Annotated in this window: 23 protein-coding genes and 1 other RNA gene; 19 read left to right on the top strand and 5 right to left on the bottom strand. The window is 34.8% G+C overall.

All coding sequences use genetic code 11. The annotated features are described in order from the left end of the window. Positions 1–69 precede the first annotated feature (69 nt). Genes menA through AC52CF_RS09320 form a run of 3 tightly spaced genes read left to right on the top strand, consistent with a single transcriptional unit; the run spans position 70 to position 2,003 of the window. On the top strand, positions 70–999 hold the full coding sequence (menA, locus tag AC52CF_RS09310) for a 1,4-dihydroxy-2-naphthoate octaprenyltransferase (protein WP_214589840.1): 930 nt from the start codon (positions 70–72) through the stop codon (positions 997–999). A 6-nt stretch (positions 1,000–1,005) separates the two neighbouring features. Continuing rightward, positions 1,006–1,287 carry a hypothetical protein gene (locus AC52CF_RS09315; protein WP_336688891.1) on the top strand — a complete coding sequence of 94 codons (282 nt, stop codon included), beginning with the start codon at positions 1,006–1,008 and terminating at the stop codon, positions 1,285–1,287. 29 nt (positions 1,288–1,316) lie between these two features. Further along, entirely contained in the window at positions 1,317–2,003 is a 687-nt protein-coding gene (locus AC52CF_RS09320; protein WP_496518091.1) for a metal-dependent hydrolase, read from the top strand. A gap of 105 nt (positions 2,004–2,108) precedes the next feature. Here the strand turns inward: AC52CF_RS09320 and ffs are convergent. Continuing rightward, positions 2,109–2,206: signal recognition particle sRNA small type (gene ffs / locus AC52CF_RS09325), an RNA gene on the bottom strand. A 131-nt stretch (positions 2,207–2,337) separates the two neighbouring features. On the opposite strand from ffs, the gene AC52CF_RS09330 reads away from it, so the two are divergent. From AC52CF_RS09330 to AC52CF_RS09385, 12 genes are all read left to right on the top strand, one after another. Further along, positions 2,338–2,937, top strand: coding sequence for a DUF4199 domain-containing protein (locus AC52CF_RS09330; RefSeq protein WP_336688893.1), 600 nt, complete (start codon positions 2,338–2,340; stop codon positions 2,935–2,937). A gap of 17 nt (positions 2,938–2,954) precedes the next feature. Beyond that, on the top strand, positions 2,955–3,905 hold the full coding sequence (locus AC52CF_RS09335) for a glycosyltransferase family 2 protein (RefSeq protein WP_214589837.1): 951 nt from the start codon (positions 2,955–2,957) through the stop codon (positions 3,903–3,905). 11 nt (positions 3,906–3,916) lie between these two features. Then, the gene (locus AC52CF_RS09340; RefSeq protein WP_214589836.1) at positions 3,917–4,675 is read left to right on the top strand and encodes a hypothetical protein; all 759 of its coding nucleotides are present in this window, start codon (positions 3,917–3,919) and stop codon (positions 4,673–4,675) included. Between the two features lie 46 nt (positions 4,676–4,721). Then, positions 4,722–5,429, top strand: coding sequence for a GIN domain-containing protein (locus tag AC52CF_RS09345; RefSeq protein ID WP_496518092.1), 708 nt, complete (start codon positions 4,722–4,724; stop codon positions 5,427–5,429). Between the two features lie 8 nt (positions 5,430–5,437). Further along, positions 5,438–6,037 carry a hypothetical protein gene (locus tag AC52CF_RS09350; protein ID WP_496518093.1) on the top strand — a complete coding sequence of 200 codons (600 nt, stop codon included), beginning with the start codon at positions 5,438–5,440 and terminating at the stop codon, positions 6,035–6,037. 133 nt (positions 6,038–6,170) lie between these two features. Then, positions 6,171–7,886: a phospho-sugar mutase gene (locus AC52CF_RS09355; RefSeq protein ID WP_496518094.1), complete on the top strand. Its 1,716-nt coding sequence runs from the start codon at positions 6,171–6,173 to the stop codon at positions 7,884–7,886. Positions 7,887–7,901: 15 nt separating this feature from the next. Further along, positions 7,902–8,810, top strand: a complete 909-nt coding sequence (locus AC52CF_RS09360) for a hypothetical protein (RefSeq protein WP_496518095.1) — start codon at positions 7,902–7,904, stop codon at positions 8,808–8,810. Between the two features lie 20 nt (positions 8,811–8,830). Next, entirely contained in the window at positions 8,831–10,084 is a 1,254-nt protein-coding gene (locus tag AC52CF_RS09365) for a pyridoxal phosphate-dependent aminotransferase (RefSeq protein WP_496518096.1), read from the top strand. An 85-nt stretch (positions 10,085–10,169) separates the two neighbouring features. Continuing rightward, positions 10,170–10,892, top strand: a complete 723-nt coding sequence (kdsB, locus tag AC52CF_RS09370; RefSeq protein ID WP_496518097.1) for a 3-deoxy-manno-octulosonate cytidylyltransferase — start codon at positions 10,170–10,172, stop codon at positions 10,890–10,892. A gap of 90 nt (positions 10,893–10,982) precedes the next feature. After that, positions 10,983–11,645: a histidine kinase gene (locus AC52CF_RS09375; protein WP_496518098.1), complete on the top strand. Its 663-nt coding sequence runs from the start codon at positions 10,983–10,985 to the stop codon at positions 11,643–11,645. A gap of 21 nt (positions 11,646–11,666) precedes the next feature. Further along, entirely contained in the window at positions 11,667–12,245 is a 579-nt protein-coding gene (locus AC52CF_RS09380) for a glutathione peroxidase (protein ID WP_496518099.1), read from the top strand. Between the two features lie 61 nt (positions 12,246–12,306). Then, a complete protein-coding gene (locus tag AC52CF_RS09385) occupies positions 12,307–13,101 on the top strand; it encodes a tetratricopeptide repeat protein (RefSeq protein WP_336688902.1) in 795 nt (264 codons plus the stop codon). A 76-nt stretch (positions 13,102–13,177) separates the two neighbouring features. Here AC52CF_RS09385 and AC52CF_RS09390 read toward each other — a convergent pair whose 3' ends face one another. After that, a complete protein-coding gene (locus AC52CF_RS09390) occupies positions 13,178–13,834 on the bottom strand; it encodes an NAD(P)H-binding protein (RefSeq protein ID WP_496518100.1) in 657 nt (218 codons plus the stop codon). Between the two features lie 93 nt (positions 13,835–13,927). Between AC52CF_RS09390 and AC52CF_RS09395 the strand changes: the two genes are divergently transcribed. Next, positions 13,928–14,281, top strand: a complete 354-nt coding sequence (locus tag AC52CF_RS09395) for an MmcQ/YjbR family DNA-binding protein (protein WP_496518101.1) — start codon at positions 13,928–13,930, stop codon at positions 14,279–14,281. Here the strand turns inward: AC52CF_RS09395 and AC52CF_RS09400 are convergent. Next, entirely contained in the window at positions 14,278–15,198 is a 921-nt protein-coding gene (locus AC52CF_RS09400; protein WP_496518102.1) for a bifunctional riboflavin kinase/FAD synthetase, read from the bottom strand. The genes AC52CF_RS09395 and AC52CF_RS09400 overlap by 4 nt on opposite strands. 205 nt (positions 15,199–15,403) lie before the next feature. Here AC52CF_RS09400 and atpD point away from each other — a divergent pair, with 205 nt between their 5' ends. The 3 genes from atpD (at position 15,404) to AC52CF_RS09415 (ending at position 18,180) form a co-directional block, all read left to right on the top strand. Beyond that, the gene (gene atpD, locus AC52CF_RS09405; RefSeq protein WP_116099167.1) at positions 15,404–16,912 is read left to right on the top strand and encodes a F0F1 ATP synthase subunit beta; all 1,509 of its coding nucleotides are present in this window, start codon (positions 15,404–15,406) and stop codon (positions 16,910–16,912) included. Positions 16,913–16,996: 84 nt separating this feature from the next. Then, entirely contained in the window at positions 16,997–17,278 is a 282-nt protein-coding gene (locus AC52CF_RS09410; protein ID WP_214589827.1) for a FoF1 ATP synthase subunit delta/epsilon, read from the top strand. A gap of 80 nt (positions 17,279–17,358) precedes the next feature. After that, a complete protein-coding gene (locus AC52CF_RS09415; RefSeq protein ID WP_214589826.1) occupies positions 17,359–18,180 on the top strand; it encodes a hypothetical protein in 822 nt (273 codons plus the stop codon). Between the two features lie 155 nt (positions 18,181–18,335). Here AC52CF_RS09415 and AC52CF_RS09420 read toward each other — a convergent pair whose 3' ends face one another. After that, complete coding sequence (locus tag AC52CF_RS09420) at positions 18,336–20,528, bottom strand: B12-binding domain-containing radical SAM protein (RefSeq protein WP_496518103.1); 2,193 nt, start codon at positions 20,526–20,528, stop codon at positions 18,336–18,338. Positions 20,529–20,641: 113 nt separating this feature from the next. Then, positions 20,642–21,913, bottom strand: coding sequence for an aminotransferase class I/II-fold pyridoxal phosphate-dependent enzyme (locus tag AC52CF_RS09425; protein WP_214591091.1), 1,272 nt, complete (start codon positions 21,911–21,913; stop codon positions 20,642–20,644). Between the last annotated feature and the right edge of the window lies 1 nt (position 21,914).

Here is a 21,914-nt window from a genome sequence, read left to right on the forward strand (position 1 = left end):
AAGTAATTGGCAATGAGTAATGAGCGATAATAACATTACTTATTACCAATTACTCACTACTTATACATTATGAAAGATTGGATAAAAGCCGCAAGGCTTAGAACGTTGCCGCTGTCGCTCAGCGGAATTATTATGGGAGCTTTCATTGCAAAATGGAGGCTTTATGGTGAAGGTAAAATTTGGGACTGGAGAATTTTTGCTTTGGCATTAGTTGTAACTTTATTATACCAGATCCTTTCAAATTACGCCAATGATTACGGAGACGGAGTAAAAGGAACCGATGCCAAAAGAGCGACAGAAGCAGAAGCAAGAGCAGTAGCCTCAGGAAAAATTACGGCAAAACAGATGAGAAATGCAGTTATTCTTTTCTCCGTTTTATCTTTTATAGCAACAGTAGCTCTTTTATATGTGGCGTTTATTCCCAATTATATGAACGAATTTTACATATTCATCGGTTTGGGAATCTTGAGCATTTTAGCGGCAATTGGTTATACGGTGGGTAAGAAACCTTACGGATACATGGGATTGGGAGATATTTTTGTATTTATCTTCTTCGGTCTTGTTTCTGTCTGCGGAAGTTATTTCCTGTTTACCAAATCGTTCAGCTGGGATATGTTACTGCCCGGAACCGCAATCGGAATGATGAGCATGGCTGTTCTGAATCTTAACAATATGAGAGATATTGAAAGCGATAAATTATCAGGGAAAAACAGTTTTGCACTGAGAATCGGCTTTAAAAATGCAATGATTTATGAAATGATTCTTTTACAGCTTCCTCTGATTTTAATTTTGTTGTTCTTAGGAGTCAATGGTTTTTTCCAGACTCAGAATTACAAAGTGTTTATTGTAATGATCTTAATGATTCCTTTAATGAAAATCAGAAGAAAGATTATGACCGTAAAAAATCCGAGAGAACTGGATCCTTTCCTGAAACAGGTAGGAATCATGACGTTTATGATTGCAGCTCTTACTGCTGCAGGACTTAATCTGTTTGGTTAAAATAATATGACCGCTTTAAAAATTACCTCCTGTTTATCCGTAGCAGCAGCATTCATTATAATTTACAGTTTAATTAATGAAATGCAGGATGGCGCGTCACTCTCAGAGATTGCCTTTCTGCCATTTTTAATCCTGATTGCTGTTTTGGCAAACGCGGTTATGGCGGTGCTTTTTTTAGCAGGAAGAATAAAGCTGATAAAGGAATTCCTTATTATCCAGATTTTTAGCTTGATTCTTACCGGCTTCATGATATTTCAGATTTTATTTAATTCAACAATTTCAGACTAAATCAAAATATAATTTTTAAATAAATCAAAATGAAAATACAATACTTAGGACAAAATTGCTTTTTGTTCACGTACAAAGACAAAACAATATTATCAGATCCATTCTACAACTATAAAAAGGCAGAGTCAGGATTCGATATTTCTGCACAGAAAATCGATTATATTTTATTGACTCACGCTCATGGAGATCACATTGCGGATGTAGAGGAAGTTTTACAGCATCATCCTGAAGCAACACTTATTGCAGTTCCCGAAATCTGCGGATACTTTAAAAATGCAAAAAATACAGACGATGTCAACTTAGGAGGATCAGCAAAAATCGATGATCTTAAAATTTCTATGGTTCCGGCTCATCATACAAGTTCGTTTCCGGACGGAAGTTATGGAGGCGTTCCTGTAGGCTATATTTTCAGGCTTCCTGAAGGTAAAAACCTGTATATGGCAGGAGATACCGGAGTAATGGCAGATATGGAGCTGTTTCCAAGGTTATACGGTAATTTAGACCTTTCCATCCTTCCGATCGGAAGTCACTACACAATGTGCCCTAGAAAGGCAGCATTTGCAGCATCAGAATTATTAAAAACTCCAAAAGTAATCGGATGTCATTTTGATACTTTCCCTGCTATTGAAATTAATCATGAAAGTGCATTAAAGCATTTTGAATGTAAAAATGTAGAACTTGTTTTACCAAAACTGGGAGAGACGTTCGAATTTTAAATAAATGTTGAGAGGTAATTTGAAAACAGGAATTAAAATGTTGAAGTATATAAAAACAAAAAAAGATAATTATCCAATTACCTCTCTTCAACTTAAACCAATAAAAAATGGCAAGCTACCTAAATCACACCGCTACGACCGATTACCTTTGCTGCGTTCCCACCCTGGAGGATTCTCAGGAGCTGGTTGTTTAGGACTTGCCGTTGCAAAGGTAGGAATATTTTGCAAAACTCAAAACTTTATTAAAGAAAATTAATGGAAAAAATTGGCTTACAGAGGTAGTTTGCTGAAATTCAGACCAATAATTTTTCAAAAATTTTCAAAAAAATTAGATATGACGAAGAGCCCTTCCACATTAGGAATTTTACTGTTTGGAGCTACGATGATCGTTTTTTTCGTGGTGTATTACTTCTTTTCAGGAGTTAATTATTTTGATATTTCATTGAAAGCCAATGCTTTCGTTTTACCGATTCTGTATGCCGGAGCTGCGTTCTGGTCGGTGAAATCGTACTGGAGCAGCCACAGAACGGTGAGCTTCAAAGAAGCATTTAAAAGAGCTTTTGTTCCCATGTTTATCGGAGGAATTTTATCCATTTTCAGCATTTATGCTTTCTTAAATTTTGCAGATACAGACGCGAAAAAACTGCTGAATTATCAGTATGTGACAAGACAGAAAGCGGAAATGGATAAAGAATATTATTCTGCAAGAAAAGTTTTAAAGCACCAAAAAGATATTGATGAACTGGATAAAAAGTACAAAGAAAGGCTTCCAAGCTTCTCTCCGGAGGCGGTGAAAGGAAAAGATATGCTTACTGCAAGTCATTTTTCAGGATATTTTGCGGCAATTCTTATATTTTACGTAGTTTTGTCAGTGTTTTTCGGAGCGTTTTTCAGAACAAAAACAATCTATCAGGAAGAACAAAACCAAGAATAATTTTTTATTAAAATTAAATGAATTTATCTATAGTTATTCCGTTACTGAATGAGGAAGCCTCTCTGGAAGAGCTTTTTTCAAGGATTGATAACGTTTGTAAATCAAATAGTTTATCTTATGAAATCTGGTTTGTAGATGATGGAAGTACGGATCTTTCGTGGAGCATTATCGAAAATTTGAAAGTACAGCATCCTCAGATCCACGGAATTAAATTTTCTAAAAATTACGGAAAATCTCAGGCGCTTCATGCTGCGTTTGAAAGAACAAACGGAGATGTCATCATCACCATGGATGCTGATTTACAGGATTTTCCGGAAGAAATCCCTGAATTGTACAACATGGTTGTTCAGGATAATTACGACATTGTTTCCGGCTGGAAAAAAAAGCGTTTTGATAACGTAATGACGAAAAACGTACCGTCGAAATTATTCAATGCCGCAGCCAGAAAAGTCTCCGGTGTTTATCTTCACGATTTCAACTGCGGACTGAAAGCTTACAAAAAGCAGGTCGTAAAATCAATTGATGTTTACGGAGATATGCACCGTTACATTCCTGTTTTGGCGGCAAATGCAGGATTCAGAAGAATTACGGAAAAAGAAGTTCAGCACCAAGCGAGACCTTACGGAACTTCAAAATTCGGAACCGAAAGATTTATCAGAGGATTTCTGGATCTGGTAACACTTTGGTTTGTAAGTCGTTTCGGAGGAAGGCCGATGCATTTCTTCGGAGCGGTAGGAACTTTAATGTTTATCTTTGGTTTTCTCTCTGCACTTTGGTTGGGTGTTTCAAAGTTAATTGATGTGGCAAGAGGAATTTATGGTCATTTAATTACCAATAATCCGTGGTTTTTTATTGCTTTAACCATGATGATTATGGGAACCCTGCTTTTCGTAGCCGGATTTTTAGGAGAAATGATTATCAGAACCAACAGAGAGCATAAGAATTATAATATTGATGAAGTTTTGTAAATAAAATCAGAATGAAATCCCGATTAATTCCGGTTTTTTTGGTGTTCCCTTTTCTGGTTTTTTCGCAAACTAAACATAAGAAAATAAAAAGGGTTTTTACGAATCAGAATATTGCGATTATAGAGAAAAATCATTTACAGCAGGAATCTACTTTTCTGTTTGAGTTTGATGAAGGCAATCAGGCTTTTTCTTTACCTGCCACCAGACTGAGATTAGGCATAAATAAAGATGTTGAAATTTTCACGGATATCAATTTTGGATACACAAAACCTTCAGGATTCGGACTCCAGCCTTTGTCTTTCGGTGCAAAAGCCAATGTGTTTAATGAGGGAAAATATTGTCCCGAGATAAGCATTTTAGGCGAAGTGCAGACAAAAAACTGGGGCTCAAAAAACTACAGGAATGAAAGTTTTCTGGTACCGCTCTTATCATTTATGATTCAGAAAGATTTTAATGATAAATTTTCGGGTGAACTGGATTATAGTGTACAATGGTTTGACGGTAATGCGAAACCCAGTTTCATAAAAGATCTATTCTTTAATTATAATTTTAATCAGATCTATTCTGCAAGCATTGGAATTACCGATTTTTCTACGGAATTACAGAATAATAACTTTCTTTTTTATGGAAGTGTGACAGATACTTTTAAAGACAAAAACTTTACCTTGTCTCTGGAATATGGGAAATATATAGAAAACTCTATTCAGAATTCTTATTTTAGTTTAGGGTTTACAAAAAATTTTAATCTGAAAAATAATGATAAAAATTAAAATCATATCTTATTTTTGTACGAGTATGAAAAAAAAATATAACTGTATGGTATGGAGGAATTTGCTATATGTGGCTTTTTTTTCTGTTCTCTTTTCATGTGGTAAAATATCTCCGAAAGGAAATATCGAAAGAAAAGATGTAGAGGTAGCGGAATTTGTAAATCTAGATTTGCAGGGGAAATTCCGTGTTTTCTACGCAAGGGGAAGCAAAAACTTTATAGAAATCGAAACCTATCCGAATGTCGCCGATAATCTTGATGTGGATGTAAAAGATAAAACCCTGACCATCAGAGAAAAACGAGGAACAAAAGGAGTAGATTTTTATAATGTAACGATCTATTCAAAATACAATCTGGAAAAAGTAACCGCTTCAGATTCTGTAGAAATGAATATTTCGAGCGAAATTAAAACCGATAATTTTAAGCTTAATTTAAAAAATTATGCTACATTTATGGGTTCGGTAAATACGAGAAGGGCAGAAGTAGAAATGATGAACCGAAGCAGAGCCAATTTTCTGGGGCAAACCAAAAATGCTGTGATTAAAGTATCTGATACAGCAAGTTTAATCGCTCCTTACTGGAAAATTGAAAACCTGAATATCAACTCTAAAAACGGAAATTACGCCGAAGTCAATGTAAAAGACTCATTGAAAGGACATATTCAGAATACGGCTAAATTTGTGTATTATAATGATCCGATTAGGGCGTTTAAAATTGATAAAAGTACAAGAGTGGAGAATAAGAAATTGGATTGAGAAGTAAGTTGGAAGAAAAAAAATACACAGCGAATAGTATTCAAAGCTTAGAAAGAATGGAGCATGTAAGACTTCGTCCTAGAATGTATTTTGAAGACTGTTTTAAAGAAAATAATTTAAATGCTCTTGTATTTGGATCTTTGTGTCATGCTATTGATGAAAATTGCAGTGAAATTATAATTAATGCTGTAGGAAAATCATTAAAAATTGAATATAATACAGGAATGTCCTTAGAAAAATCTCGCGATTTAACTAGAGCAGAATGTATTATGACCAAAATTGGCGCATGCAGTAATGAAAAGAAGCATTTGGAAGTAGGTGATGAATTTTGTCGGGTTGGAATGGCAATAATTAATGCTGTCTCTGAAAAATGCGAACTCAAGACAATTTTCAGCAGGCAAGAAGGTCATTTTATTTTTGAAAAAGGAAAAACAGTATCGAAGGAAATTATTAAAACGGATAATTCTGAAGATTTTACAACAATAAGCTTTGAGATCAGCAAAGAGATTTTTGGAAATTCTATTTTTGAATTAAATGATTTGCAATTGAAATTAAATGCTTTGAAAGAAAGACTGCCAAATTTAAAAATTGAGACAAATAATTTATAAATAAGTGCTTGTCATTTTGCATGAAATGAAGAATCTTTTATAAACAGATTTCTCCTTCGTCGAAATGACAAATGCTGAAACGATAAAACAAAGAAATTAAACCGGAACTTTACAAAAATTAGAAAATACAAATATGACAACATTAGAAAAAGCAAAACTTTGGTTGGGCGAAACATTTGATGAGGAAACAAGAAAGGCTGTTCAGGAATTAATCGACAGCAATTCGCCTGATCTGGAAGACTCTTTTTACAGAGAACTGGAGTTCGGAACAGGAGGAATGAGGGGAATTATGGGTGTCGGAACCAACCGTTTAAATAAATATACATTAGGTCAGGCAACACAGGGACTTGCAAATTATATGTTAAAGCAGTTTCAGGGAGAAGAAATTAAAGTGGCAATTGCTTATGACGTAAGAAATAACTCGAAAGAATTCGGAAAACTGGTGGCTGATGTTTTAACGGCAAACGGAATTAAAGTATTGCTTTTCAAGGATCACAGACCGACTCCTGAATTGTCATTTACCGTAAGAAATAAAAAATGTCACGGAGGAATTGTTTTAACGGCTTCCCATAATCCGCCGGAATACAACGGTTACAAAGTATACTGGAACGATGGGGCGCAGATTGTTCCGCCACACGATGAAGCAATCATCAATGAAGTTTATTCTGTAAAATTCGAAGAAATTAAATTCAACGGAAATGATGATTTAATCGAATGGATCGGGGAAGAGCAGGATGATGTGTATATTGATGCATGCATCGAAAACTCTACCTATCAGAATGTTGGAAAAGAAAATTTAAACATCGTTTTCACATCCATTCACGGAACAACTTACACAACCGTTCCGAAAGCTTTGGAAAAAGCAGGTTTCAAAAAAATTGATCTGGTAAGAGAACAAATGATCCCAAGTGGAAATTTCCCGACGGTAGATTCTCCGAATCCTGAAGAACCGGCCGCTTTGGAAATGGCAATGGATCTTGCAAAAATTACCAATGCAGATATTGTGATCGGAACAGATCCGGATGGCGACAGACTGGGAATTGCAGTAAGAAATCTTGACGGTGAAATTGAATTGTTAAATGGAAATCAGACCAATACGATCCTTACGTATTATATTTTAAACGAATGGAGAAAGCAGGACAGAATTACCGGAAAAGAATTCATTGGTTCTACGATCGTAACTTCAGATATTTTCTTCGATATTGCACAGAGATTTGGTGTAGACTGTAAAGTTGGATTAACCGGATTCAAATGGATCGGAAAAATGATCCGTGATTTCGAAGGAAAAGAAAAATTCGTTTGCGGGGGTGAAGAAAGTTTCGGTTTCATGACGGGTGACTTCGTTCGTGATAAAGATTCTTGCGGAAGTATTGTTTTAGCCTGCGAAATTGCTGCATGGTGTAAAGCCAACGGAAGAACGATGTACCAATACATGATCGAAATTTATCAGGAATTGGGAATGTATTATGAAGGACTGGTAAATCTGGTAAGAAAAGGAAGAGACGGAGCGGAAGAAATTCAGAATATGATGAAAAATTTCCGTGAAAATCCTCCAAAGGAATTGGCTGGTTCATTGGTTGAAGAAGTAAAAGACTTTAAAGAACAGACTAATTTTATCGTTTCAAAAAGTGAGAAGCAAGTAATGAACGATATTCCAAAATCGAATGTATTGATTTATTACACTCAGGACGGAACCAAAGTCTGCGTAAGACCTTCCGGAACAGAACCGAAGATTAAATTTTATATTTCTGTAAAAGATTCCGTTACTTCTGAAGCAGATTTCAGAGATAAATTGAAGTCTTTAGAGGCTAAAATAGAAGAAGTAAGAAAGGATTTGAGATTAGATTAATTTCATTCGATCTTCATGATAAAAAGAAGTTTAGCGGCTTTTATTCTGTTGGTTTTTATTTTTTCATGTAAAAAAGAAGCACCAAAAACTTCTGCAGGAAAGATAGAAAAAGACACCGTTTCAAAAGCAGAAACAAAAAAGGATTTGTTTAAGCCTATTGATACTGCCTGTTCTTCCAGAAATAAGACGGAAGATTATATTGCAGCGTTTCAGTGGTATCAGCAGAAAGCAGAAAAAGAAATTACTCAGAATTCACCTGAACAGAATAATAAATTATACGAAGATTATATCAGGATTCGTGAAAAATATACAGCTTGTTTAAGCGAAAGTCTGAATAAGATCCTTGAAGAATATGTGAATTATTATGATTCCGAAAGCAACAGTTACAAGTTTCCTGAAAATATAAAGAAACTAATTGCCGAACTGAAGAAAGCTGATCTTGAATTTACAGAAGTAGGAGAAGGATATACCGAAATACATTCGGTTCCGTATCATTATTTTTCTGTATTTAAAGACAAAGTAACCCCGGATTATAATACGTATATCGGGCAGTTAGCGAAAGAAAGCGAAGGTCTTTATTCGGCGGATGCAGGATTGGTAATTTCATGGAAAGAGTTAGGAGAAAGGACTGTTTTTTGGGAAGATTTTATAAAAAAATATCCTAAAAGTTCATTGATTTCCAGAGTAAAAGAAATATACAATAATTATTTGTATGATTATTTATTCGGTATGGAGAATACACCAACTTACGAGTTTTTGGATGGAACGATATATGACGAAAACAGGAAAGAATTCAATAGGATCATAAAGAAATATCCGAATTCTGCTGTAGCTAAAAAGGCAAAAGAATTAATCAGCCTTCTGGATGCAAAAGTTCCTGAAGAAGAAGTTGTAAGAAAAATAAATATTAGAAGAATATATTAAATAAATTTAAATAAAATAAAGTGAAAGTTTCAAAATTAGCGGCGAACCTGATTGGTTCTGAAATTGTAAAAATTGGTAATGAAGTAAACGATTTAAAGGCAAAAGGAGCGGAGATTGCCAATCTTACGATTGGTGATTTAAATTCTAATATTTATCCGATTCCGGCAAAATTGAAGGAAGAAATTCAGAAAGCTTATCAGAATAACCTGACAAATTATCCGCCTGCAAACGGACTTTTATCTTTAAGAAAAGAAGTTTCCAAAGATTTAAAAACCAGATGGAATTTAGACTACTCACCTAACGATATTTTAATCACTGCTGGTTCAAGACCTTTAATTTATGCGGTGTACAAAACAATCGTGGACGAAGGTGATAAAGTAGTGTATCCGATTCCGTCATGGAACAATAATCATTACGCTTATCTTACTTCAGCCAATGCGGTGGAAGTAAAAACCACTCCGGAAAACAATTTTCTTCCGACTGCGGATGATCTGAGACCTCACTTAGAAGGAGCCGTTTTACTGGCACTTTGTTCTCCGTTAAATCCTACCGGAACCATGTTTACAAAAGATCAGCTTTCTGAAATCTGCGAACTGGTTTTAGCGGAAAATAAAAAAAGAGGGGAAGACGAAAAGCCTTTATATTTAATGTACGACCAGATTTATTCTAACCTTACTTTTGGGGCTGAACACGTAGATCCGGTTTCTCTTTTCCCTGAAATGAAAGAGTTTACGGTGTATATCGACGGTATTTCAAAATGTCTTGCCGCAACAGGAGTTCGTGTAGGATGGGGATTCGGTCCGGTTCATATCATGGACAAAATGAAAGCTCTTTTAACGCACGTTGGAGCTTGGGCACCAAAACCAGAACAGGAAGCAACAGCAAAATATTACGAAAATCCTGAGGACGTAAATGAATTTGTTGAAGATTTTAAAGGTAAACTGAAAGCCAGCTTGAAAGTTCTTCACGGCGGAATTCAGGATTTGAAAGGAAAAGGACTTTCTGTTGACAGCATCGAGCCAATGGGAGCACTTTATCTTACGATTAAATTAGATTATATCGGAAAAGCAAAACCGGACGGAACGGTGATTGAAAACTCTTCTGATCTCGTATTCTATTTAATCAATGAAGCAGGTGTTGCTTTGGTTCCGTTCTCTGCTTTCGGGGAAGAAAAATCAGAACCTTGGTTCAGAGCTTCTGTAGGAGGTTTGGCAATCGACGAAATTGAAGTGATGATGCCAAAACTGGAAAATGCTTTGAACGCTTTAAAATAAAATATTGAAAAAATATACCAATCTAACAGTGTAACAGTTTAATAATTGTTACACTGTTAGATTTTTAAATTGTTATATTGGTAGTATGAAAATTATTGCAGTTATTCCCGCACGATACGAAGCAAGCCGTTTTCCGGCGAAACTGATGCAATTATTGGGTGAAAAAACCGTTATCACAACCACTTATCAGAATGTTGTAGAAACAGGTTTATTTGATGAAGTTTTTGTGGCAACAGATTCTGAAATTATTTTTAATGAAATTACCAAAAATGGTGGAAAAGCCGTAATGACCGGTCAACATGAAACCGGAAGCGACCGTATTGCAGAAGCGGTGCAGAATATCGACTGTGATATCGTGATCAATGTTCAGGGAGATGAACCTTTCCTGAAATTAGAACCTTTGCAACAATTAATTGAAGTTTTTCATCAGGATGAAAATCAGGAGATTTCTTTGGCTTCATTGAAAATAAAACTCACTGAAAAAGAAGAGATTGAGAATCCGAATAACGTGAAAGTAATTACCGACAACAATGGTTTCGCATTGTATTTCAGCCGTTCTGTGATTCCATTTCACCGTGAAATTTCATATGATGTAGACTATTTTAAGCACATTGGAGTTTATGCGTTTAGAAAGAATGCTTTAATTCAGTTTTCAAAGCTCGAAATGAAACCGCTGGAAATTTCAGAAAAGATTGAATGCATCCGTTATCTGGAATACGGAATGAAAATCAGGATGATAGAAACCAATTTTGTTGGCGTAGGAATAGATACGCCGGAAGACCTTGAAAAAGCGAGAAAATTAATTTAAAAACGTGATGTAATTCACATTTTCAAATTGTCTCATTTTTAAATTTTCAAATTAAAAAAGCCTTATATTTGAATTGATAAAATAAAATTAATGAAGAAGTTACTTTTAGTATTCGTCCTGATGATTTCACCATCCTTTTTTGCGCAGACCGCCAAAGAAATTATTGATAAAAATATAGAATTGTCCGGAGGATTAACCAATTGGAAACTATTGAATTCAGTATTGCTGCAGGGAAGAGTTATCCTGGGAATTAAGGATGAATATCCGATTAAAATTTATCAGCAGCGTCCCAATCTTACCAAAACCGTTATCACCATTGGCGGAAAAGAGACCGCAATTGAAGGCTACGACGGATCAAAAGGATATGCCATGAATTATGCAACTAATAAAGTTCAGGAATATTCAGGATATGTTGCGGAAAGTTTTGATAATGATTTTATAGACTGGGAAAATAAAGGATTTGAAGCAAAATATTTAGGCAAAGAAGTTATAGGAAATATCTACTGTCATAAAGTGGAATTAACGAAAAATGTTAACAAAAACATCTATTATTTCGACACAAAAAACTATATGTTGCTGAAAGAAGTAAAAAAAGATGAAACTTTATCGTATTCAGATTATAAAAAAGTCGGAAATTTATCCATGCCTTTCAGAATAGAATCTTCCAGTGCAAAAAAAGACGGAGATTATGTAATGCTCATCAACAGGATTGATGTTAATAAGGTATTTCCTGCCAATACATTTAAATTTTAAATCAGATAATAAAATTGAGTTATGAAAAAGTTATTTTTAATGTTCTTGTCAGTTGTTGCATTTTTCAACAGCTGCGCTCAGAAAAAAAGTGAAGAATCTAAAGCCAAAACAAAAGAACTTATGGGAAAATCAATATACGACTTCAAGGTCGATGCCTTGGAAGAAGGAAAGCAGATTAATTTTGCAGATTTTAAAGGAAAGAAAATCTTAATTGTAAATACTGCTTCAGAATGTGGGTTCACTCCTCAATATGCTGATCTTGAAAAAGTTGCTGAAGAATATAAAGACAAATTGGTCGTGGTAGGATTTCCTGCCAACAATTTCGGAGGTCAGGAACCGGGAAGCAATAAAGAAATCGGAGCTTTCTGCCAGAAAAATTACGGAGTAACATTCCCGATGGCTGCCAAAGTTTCAGTAAAAGGAAGCGACACAGCTCCAATCTTCCAATATTTAACGGAAAAAAACCTGAACGGAGTAAAAAATACAACCATCCTTTGGAATTTTACCAAATTTTTGGTAGATGAAAACGGAAAACTGATCGATTCTTTTGTAAGTACAACAAAACCAACGGACGAAGCGATTACAAAGTATTTGAAATAATATCAAAAAAATATATTTTTGTAAAGTGGATTTTGATCCACTTTTTTTATTTTTAAAATTTATGAAAAAACTACTAACCATTTTTATTTTGATTTTTTCAGTTAAAACATTTTCACAGGATTTTTATTTTTCCGGTAAAATGAATTACTGCACTCCGGAACATGCAGATTCTAAAAAAAACTTTGAGACCGCTTTTTTAGGATTAAAATACCCTCAGTATTATGGAGGAGTCACGGCATTACTTCTGAAAATAATAGAAAAAGATCCTAAATACTGTGATGCTTATTTTATGGCTGGATATTTTTTCAGACTGCAGGAAATGCACAAAGAAGCACTTGCTTTATATTATGTTGCAGATAGCCTCGCTCAAAATAAGGCTCCGATTTTCAAACAGAATTTAGCCATAGAATTTATGAAATTCGGAAAGGTTGACAAGGCTAGACAAAAGTATGAGGAAATGATAAAATATTTCCCCGATAATCCTGAAGGATATTATGGAATTGGCAATACTTCTATTGTTATGGGAGATTATGATAATGGGTTAAAAAATCTGAAGCAAGCCGAAAATTTATATAATACTTCAGGAAAAGTTAAGGATGATGTTATTTATATGTACGGAATGTTGTATACCTTAAAAGAAAACTATGATGTAGCTTTACCATATCTTGAAGACGTTTACTCAACATATAAAAAAGATGATGGATATCTTTCTTTATATGCACTTGCACTGATAAAAGTAGGTAAAAGTAAAAATGATGAAAAACTTATCAAAAAAGCTCAAAAAACTTATGATAAGGTAAAAGATAAAGTTATAGTTCCGGAAATCAGAAAAAAGTTAAATTCAGAGTTTGGTTAATTTGTATAACTGATTTACAAAATGTATTCGACTCTATTTGGTTAAAATTATAGTTAAATAGAGTTGAAATCAAAAGTTAATCATTACTCTTTTCCGCAAAACAGAAAATATTCCCCAGTTTTATACTTGAATAGCCATTGCTTTTAATCTTGGAAGAATTAATCATTGCTTTTGCCAGAACATCTGTCGGTAAAGGTTTCTGACTTTCTAGCAGTCCTAGTTTATTGGCAAATTTAATAATACGGCTTCCCAAAACTTCTCCCGTTCTGTCAGAATCTTTTCTTTCCAGCATTCCCGGTTTGAAAATGGTTATTTTATTGAAATGGAGCCGTTTTACAGCATCTTCCAGTTCGCCCTTCATTTTAGAATAGAAAATTTTAGATTGGGGATTCGCTCCGTAAGCAGAAACCAGAATATAATCGTCTACATTATTTTCTTTGGCAGCTTTTGCAAATTCGTACTGATAATCAAAATCTACTTTTCTTTGTGCTTCCTTGCTTCCGGCTACTTTTAAAGTTGTTCCGAGACATGAAAAAGCTACGTCACCTTTCACTTCATCTTTCCATTCTTCAGGTTTTTCAAAATTAACGATATGCACCTTAAGTTTATCATTTTCAATTTCAAGAGGTTTTCTCACAAAAATATTTACTTCTTCAAAATCTTTATCCTGAAGTAACTGATTCACAAGGTCTTTTCCTGTAGCACCTGTTGCGCCGATAACTAAAGCTTTCATAAAGAATTTGATTTTAATTAATAATTAAAGAATTTCCCTACTAAATTTACAAAATTTTAATAATATTGAACTCTCAATTTTTAAACCAATTTAATGGACGCTAACGAAATTCTGGACTATTGTTTATCGAAAAAAGGAGTAACCGAAAGTTTTCCTTTTGATAATGAAACACTTGTACTAAAAGTAGGAACGAAAGTATTTTTATTGATGGGGCTTGAAAGACAGCCTCTCGGAATCAATGTAAAAACCGATCCGGAATGGAGCGCAGAACTTCGTGAGCAGCATCCTCAGATTACGGGCGCTTATCATATGAACAAAACCCATTGGAACTCTGTGGTTATCAACGGTTTAAGAAAAGATTTAATTCTGAAAATGATCGATCAGTCGTATGAATTGGTCTTTAAATCTTTGACGAAAAAAGTGAAAGAAGAAATTTTAAACAGTTAAAAATTAAACTCTACCGTTAATCTTTTATCATCATCAAGTCTTTCAATTAATTTTTCAAGCCCTTCGAATTTAATTTCATCGTGAAGAAAATCTCTGAATTTTACGGTAATTTCTTCATCATAAATATCACCTTCAAAATCAAGAATATAAACTTCCACAGTCAGTTTTTCCCCATTTACGGTTGGGTTGGTTCCAACGCTCAACATTCCTTTATACTTTTGGTTTTTCACAAAAACTTCAACAATATAAGCTCCTTTTTTAGGCAAAAGTTTAATGGATTCCGATTCGATATTGGCGGTAGGATAACCGATTGTTCTTCCGATCTTCTTCCCGTGAACAACAGTGCCGGAAACAGAGTAGGAGTATCCCAACATTTCATTAGCTTCTTTAATATTTCCTGCTGAAAGTGCATTGCGGATTTTCGTAGAGCTGATGTTATTCTCGTGAATATTAATGGCTTCCATCTGTTCAACTTCAAAATTTAACTCCTTGGAAAGTTTCTGAAGCAGTTCAAAATTGCCACTTTTATTTTTCCCGAATGAATGATCGTAACCGATAATCAGGTATTTTACATTCAGTTTTTCAATTAAAATCTGGCGTACAAATTCTTCTCCGGTTAAATTTCTGAATTCCTCATCAAATTCCTTTAGAAATAAATTCTCAATGTTGTATTTTTCCATCAAAAATTTTTTTTCTTCTAAAGTATTTAAAAGCTTAAGATCTTCATTGGGGTTAAAAACAAATCTCGGATGCGGCCAGAAAGTAAGGACAGCGGTTTCCAGATCGTTCTGTGAACCCACTTTAATTAATTCATCAATAATACTTTTATGCCCAAGATGAACCCCGTCGAACATTCCCAAAGACAGTGCTAATGGCTTCTGAGAGGTGTAATCTTTAAAATTTTTGAAAACTTTCAAACCGGAAAAATTTTGACTGCAAATATAGGAAATAATGTAACAATGTATCAATATAACAGTTTACCAATATTTAATCTCCAATTATTGTTATATTGCTAAACAGATAGATTGTTAAACTAATAAAAAAGATATGATAAAAATCTGTTTTTTACCAATTGCAGGTTTATGAAGAATCATTATATTTGCACCAAGAAAAAATTTAGCAATGGCAAACCAAATTAAAGGTAAAATTTCTCAAATTATTGGTCCGGTAATCGACGTTGTCTTCAGTGATGTGGAAGCAGTTCCAGCGATCTATGATGCGTTAGAAATTACAAAAGAAAACGGTGAAAAAGTAGTTTTAGAGGTAGAACAGCATATTGGCGAAGATACAGTAAGATGTATTGCAATGGATGCTACTGACGGTCTTAAAAGAGGGCAGGATGTAATCGGATACGGAAATCCTATTATGATGCCTATCGGTGAGGCTGTAAACGGAAGACTATTCAACGTTGTTGGTGATGCTATCGACGGACTTCAAAATATATCTAACGAAGGTGGTCTGCCAATTCACAGACCAGCTCCGAAATTTGATCAGCTTTCAACTTCTGCAGAAGTTTTATTTACAGGTATCAAAGTAATCGACCTTATCGAGCCTTACGCAAAAGGAGGTAAAATTGGTTTGTTCGGTGGTGCGGGTGTAGGTAAAACCGTATTGATTCAGGAGTTGATTAATAATATTGCAAAAGGACACGGAGGTCTTTCTGTTTTTGCCGGAGTAGGTGAAAGAACGAGAGAAGGAAATGACCTTTTGAGAGAGATGTTGGAATCAGGAATCATCAAGTATGGTGATGATTTCATGCACTCTATGGAAAACGGAGGTTGGGATCTTTCTAAAGTAGATTTAGAAGCAATGAAAGATTCTAAAGCAGCATTCGTTTTCGGACAGATGAACGAGCCACCTGGTGCAAGAGCGAGAGTAGCACTTTCCGGTCTTACATTAGCTGAGTACTACAGAGACGGTGGAGAAAGCGGACAGGGTAGAGACGTACTTTTCTTCGTAGACAATATCTTCCGTTTTACACAGGCTGGTTCTGAGGTATCTGCACTTTTAGGTCGTATGCCATCTGCAGTAGGTTACCAACCGACACTAGCTTCTGAAATGGGGGCGATGCAGGAAAGAATTACTTCTACTAAAAATGGTTCAATTACTTCAGTACAGGCGGTTTACGTACCTGCGGATGACTTAACTGACCCGGCTCCTGCAACTACGTTTGCTCACTTGGATGCTACAACGGTACTAGATAGAAAAATTGCTTCATTGGGTATTTATCCTGCGGTAGATCCATTGGCTTCTACTTCAAGAATCCTTGCTCCTGAAATTATCGGTGAAGAACATTATAACTGTGCACAGAGAGTAAAAGAAATTCTTCAGAGATATAAAGCACTTCAGGATATCATCGCGATTCTTGGTATGGAAGAACTTTCAGAAGAAGATAAATCAGTTGTTTACCGTGCAAGAAAAGTTCAGAGATTCCTTTCTCAGCCTTTCCACGTAGCAGAACAGTTTACAGGTATTCCAGGATCTTTGGTAGACATCAAAGATACCATTAAAGGATTCAACATGATCATCGATGGTGAATTGGATCACTTACCGGAAGCTGCTTTCAACCTGAAAGGAACTATCGAAGAAGCGATCGAAGCAGGACAAAAAATGTTAGCTGATAACGCTTAAGAAATTTTAAATGTTAAATTTTAGATTTTAGATTGAATTTCAATAATTTATAATTTAAAATCTATAATCTATAATTTCATAAAAATGAATATAAAAATTTTAACACCAGAATACGTAGTTTTTGAAGGAGAAGTAGACTCAGTATTATTGCCTGGGAAAAATGGTGAATTCCACATCATGCATAACCACGCAGGAATTGTTTCTTCTTTAATCGGTGGTAAAGTAAAATTATATGCCAAGTCGATAGATGAAGCCTATTCAAAATACTTTACAAAAGGAACGGACAAAGATTCTTTTTTCTCTTATCCTATCAAAAGCGGTGTTGTAGAATTTAATCATAATAAAGGAATTATCCTTTGTGAATAATTAAATGAAAAGCTAAATATATTTTCAAGAAAGTGTAACGAATTGTTACACTTTTTTTATTTTTGTATGAATTTGGTTTTATGAAGGGATTTTTAATTATTTTACTGTCTGTTTTAGGAGCATTTTTTAATGCGCAAACCGTTAAAATTAAAAGAGGAATTGTTGATCTTGAAGGAGTTCATGTCGCAAAACTGTCTAACAAAGGAAGAGTGTATACTTTTATGGATCTTAAAGAAACCCCGATTTATACGATAGAATTTGTAGATAAAACGGTAGTAGATTCTGTACGGGACAGTTATATTAAGCTTAAAAGAGTTTACAATCAGGATAAAACGCTCGATTTGGACTATATTTCGCCATCTGCATTTTCAGGTGAAGAAAAATCCGCAGCTTACACCTGTGTTAAAAGTCTGAAAATTATTGATGAAAGAGGAATCAATATTAAAAACCTAGATGAGCTTTTTAAAAATTCCCCTAAAAGAAAACTGGATACGAAAACGAAAGATGCTTATACCATCCGAACTAAAATTGATAAATTAAATATTACGGTAAATAATGTAGGTGAAATTTTAAGTAACGGAAAACCAGTGGGTTATTTTACTAATTTACCGGCAAGTTTTGGTTCTGATGATACCATTACGGATAAAACTTTTGTTGATATTGAAGTTTATGATGCGAACAGCAAATACATCGGAAAATATATTACGACAACTAAGCAGATTAAAACTGCCGGAGGGAAAATCTTTACTCTGTACCGCGAAATGTCGGGAAGGGCATCGATTTTAAAATTCCCAACCTACAAAGCTATTGCCGAAAGAATGGCAATTATGGATCCGAATTTTATTAAAATTCAGGAAAAAGTAATTGTGGGTGAAGTCACAAAAGACGGTGTTCAAAAGTAAAAATCATCAATAGGAACGGGCTTTAGCCCGTTTAGTTTAATAAAATTCGATTGGCTTCAGCCAAAACATAAAAAAGCTTCAGATATTTTGAAGCTTTTTTATTTAATTTTTCCTGATTAGAATTTCTAAATAATTTAAGCCTGATATTTTTTAATCTACAAACTCAGAATAACGCCATTTTCTTTCAACTGCTGCATCGGTTTAGAAAACCAGAATAATTCAAAGTCTTCAAAATTTTCTTCGAATTGAGTTTTCAATTGTTGCAAAGTTGGCTTTTTTAAATTTTCTATTGGATATTCACTAAACATTTTCATAAGCCATTTTGCGTGTTCCTGCTCCAAATCTACACTTACGACATTGGTTTTTAAGTGCGCTGTAATTTTTGTGTACGCATAAATATATTTCTTTTTATTTTTTACGCGATTCTCAGCGATTACGTTTTTAGCTAAAAATAGAACTTTAGAATTTCCTTTAAAAACAAAATCATCCTCTTCCAGAAGACAGTCATGAATATAATCCGGATGAATCGTTGTTCTCGGAATTTTAAAATCAAACCATTCTTGAAGCGGAAGTTCGAAATTAATTCCGTGCATATAATTGAATAAAGATTTTTTTAAACCAAAGCTGAATTTTCCATGATCGATTCCTGTTTTGTCTGTAAAATCAACGTCGTTGTTCGCAAACAGAATTTCCTGTTTGATGGGAGTTACTCCAAATTCTTCGGGATTTAATCCCACTGGTGAATGAGCAGTCATCGCAAACTGATGCCAGAATCCACTTTGTAAAATTCCCATCTCAAAAAGCTGACGAACCATTTCCAGAGAATCCACTGTTTCCTGAATAGTTTGAGTAGGATAGCCATACATTAGATAAGCATGAATCATGATTCCGGCTTCTGTAAAATTTCTTGTTACTTTGGCAACCTGTTCTACAGAAATTCCTTTATCGATCAATTTCAAAAGTCGGTCACTCGCAACTTCCAGTCCACCTGAAACGGCAACACAACCGGAAAGTTTTAAAAGAAAACACAAATCTTTGGTGAAACTTTTCTCAAAACGAATATTCGTCCACCACGTTACGACCAGATTCCTTCTTAAGATTTCCAATGCAACTTCACGCATCAATGCCGGAGGAGCCGCTTCATCCACAAAATGAAATCCTGTTTCTCCAGTTGTCCGAATCAATTCTTCCATTCTGTCAACCAGAATTTTAGCTGAAATCGGTTCGTAAATTTTAATATAATCTAAAGAAATATCGCAAAAAGTACATTTTCCCCAATAACAGCCATGCGCCATTGTGAGCTTATTCCATCTTCCGTCACTCCACAAACTGTGCATAGGATTGGCAATTTCAATTACAGAGATGTATTTATCTAATTGTAAATCAGAATAATCGGGAGTTCCGATATCGGCTTGTTTGTAATCGTGTCTTGTGGAATTATTTTTATAGGAAACTTCTCCGTTTTCAATTAAAAAAGTTCTTTTGACTTCGACAGGCTCAGTCACCTTCGAAATTATATTTTGATAAAGTAATTCAATCGGAAGTTCTCCGTCATCCAAAGTAATAAAATCAAAAAACTCAAAAACTCTTTGATCTTTTAATTCTCTAAGTTCTGTATTCGGAAATCCGCCGCCCATTGCAGTTTTAATGTGCGGATAATTTTCTTTGATGTATTTCGCACAACGAAAAGCAGAATATAAATTTCCCGGAAAAGGAATAGAAAAACAAATCAGCTTTGGCTGAACAAACTCTAATTTTTCCTGAAGAATTTTTAAAGTAAAATCATCTATAAAAGTAGGTTCACCGCAAATTTTAGAATAGAGTTCATCAAAAGAATTGGCACTTTTTCCTAATCTTTCCGCATAACGGCTAAATCCAAAATCGGGATCAATATTTTCAACAATATAATCCGAAAGATCTTCTAAATACAAAGTTGCCAAATGTTTGGCTTTATCCTGAAGCCCCATATTTCCGAAAGCAAATTCCATATCATCAAGCTGATTGAATCGGGAGGCTTCCGGAAGAAAGTTCATCGAACAGATTTGTCTTGCCAACGTTGGGGTTTTACCCTGCAGAAAAGCAATAACCTGATCGATCGTTTTGAGATACTCTTCTTTTAAAACATAAATTCTCTGAGCGTTTTCTGAAATATTTTGAAGATCAATTTCTTTGGCAAAAATTTTCTGAAGTCCGTCTTTCGAGAATAGTTTCAAAATGACCTCAATTCCCAAATCTGTCTGAAAGCTGGAAATATTTTTGGTATTCAGAAAACCTTTAATATAAGCTGTTGCCGGATAAGGCGTGTTAAGCTGAGTGAAAGGCGGAGTAATGAGAAGTAGATCTTTCAAAAGAAAATTTTTGCAAAGTTATTTTAAATATTCAGATTCTGAAAATTTATGACCGTTTAAAATAAAACCACTGATCGGATATCAGTGGTTTTTTAATTTATTTTATATTCAGATTAAATTTCTTTGAAACTTAAACCTTGTTCTGCCAACAGTTTTTGTTCCTGATCTTTGTAATAACCACTTACTAATTTATCGTGAATGGCTTCAAACGCTGCAAGGGTTTCATTGATTTCAACATCGGTGTGAGAAGCTGTAGGAATTAATCTTAACAAAATCATTCCTTTCGGAATTACAGGGTATACTACTACCGAAGTAAAGATTCCGTAGATTTCTCTTAAATCTTTTACCAGAAGGGTAGCTTCTACCGGGGTTCCCTGCATCATCACCGGAGTTACACAAGTGTTTGTGTCTCCAATGTTAAAGCCTCTTTCTTTAAGACCATTCTGTAATTTGTAAGTATTTTCCCAAAGTTTTGCTTTGATTTCCGGTCTTGTTCTCAGCAGTTCCAGTCTCTTTAAACCTCCGATTACCATTGGCATCGTTAAAGATTTAGCAAAGATCTGAGATCTTAGATTGAATTTCAGGTATCTGATAATTTCTTTATCACCCGCGATGAATGCTCCAAAACCCGCCATAGATTTGGCAAAAGTAGAGAAGTACACATCAATCTGATCCTGACAACCCTGTTCTTCACCGGCTCCGGCTCCTGTTTTTCCAAGAGTTCCGAATCCGTGAGCGTCATCAACTAAAAGTCTGAATTTATATTTTGATTTTAATTCACAGATTTCTTTTAATTTACCTTGTTGTCCTCTCATTCCGAAAACCCCTTCGGTAATCACTAAAATTCCTCCTCCGGTTTCTTCCGCTACTTTGGTTGCTCTTTCAAGGTTTTTTTCAAGACTGGCAATATCGTTATGTCTGTACGTAAATCTTTTTCCTGCGTGAAGTCTTACACCGTCTACGATACAAGCGTGAGAATCAACATCGTAAACGATTACATCGTTTCTTCCCACCAAAGCATCAATGGTAGAAACCATTCCCTGATAACCGAAATTTAATAAATATGCAGATTCTTTCTGAACAAAATCAGCCAGTTCTTTTTCCAATTGCAAATGCTGCTCAGTTTCTCCCGACATTGCTCTTGCGCCCATCGGATAAAACATTCCGAATTCTGCCGCTGCTTTTGCATCAGCTTCCAGAACTTCAGGATGATTACACATTCCCAAATAATCATTCGCGCTCCAGAAAATAACTTCTCTTCCCTGAAACTGCATTCTCGGTCCGATTGGTCCTTCTAATCTCGGGAAAATAAAATAGCCTTCACCATAATCTGCAAATTGTCCAAGAGGTCCTGGATTTTCTTTTATTCTGTCAAAAATATCCAAC

This window comes from Chryseobacterium sp. 2P, assembly GCF_059579425.1.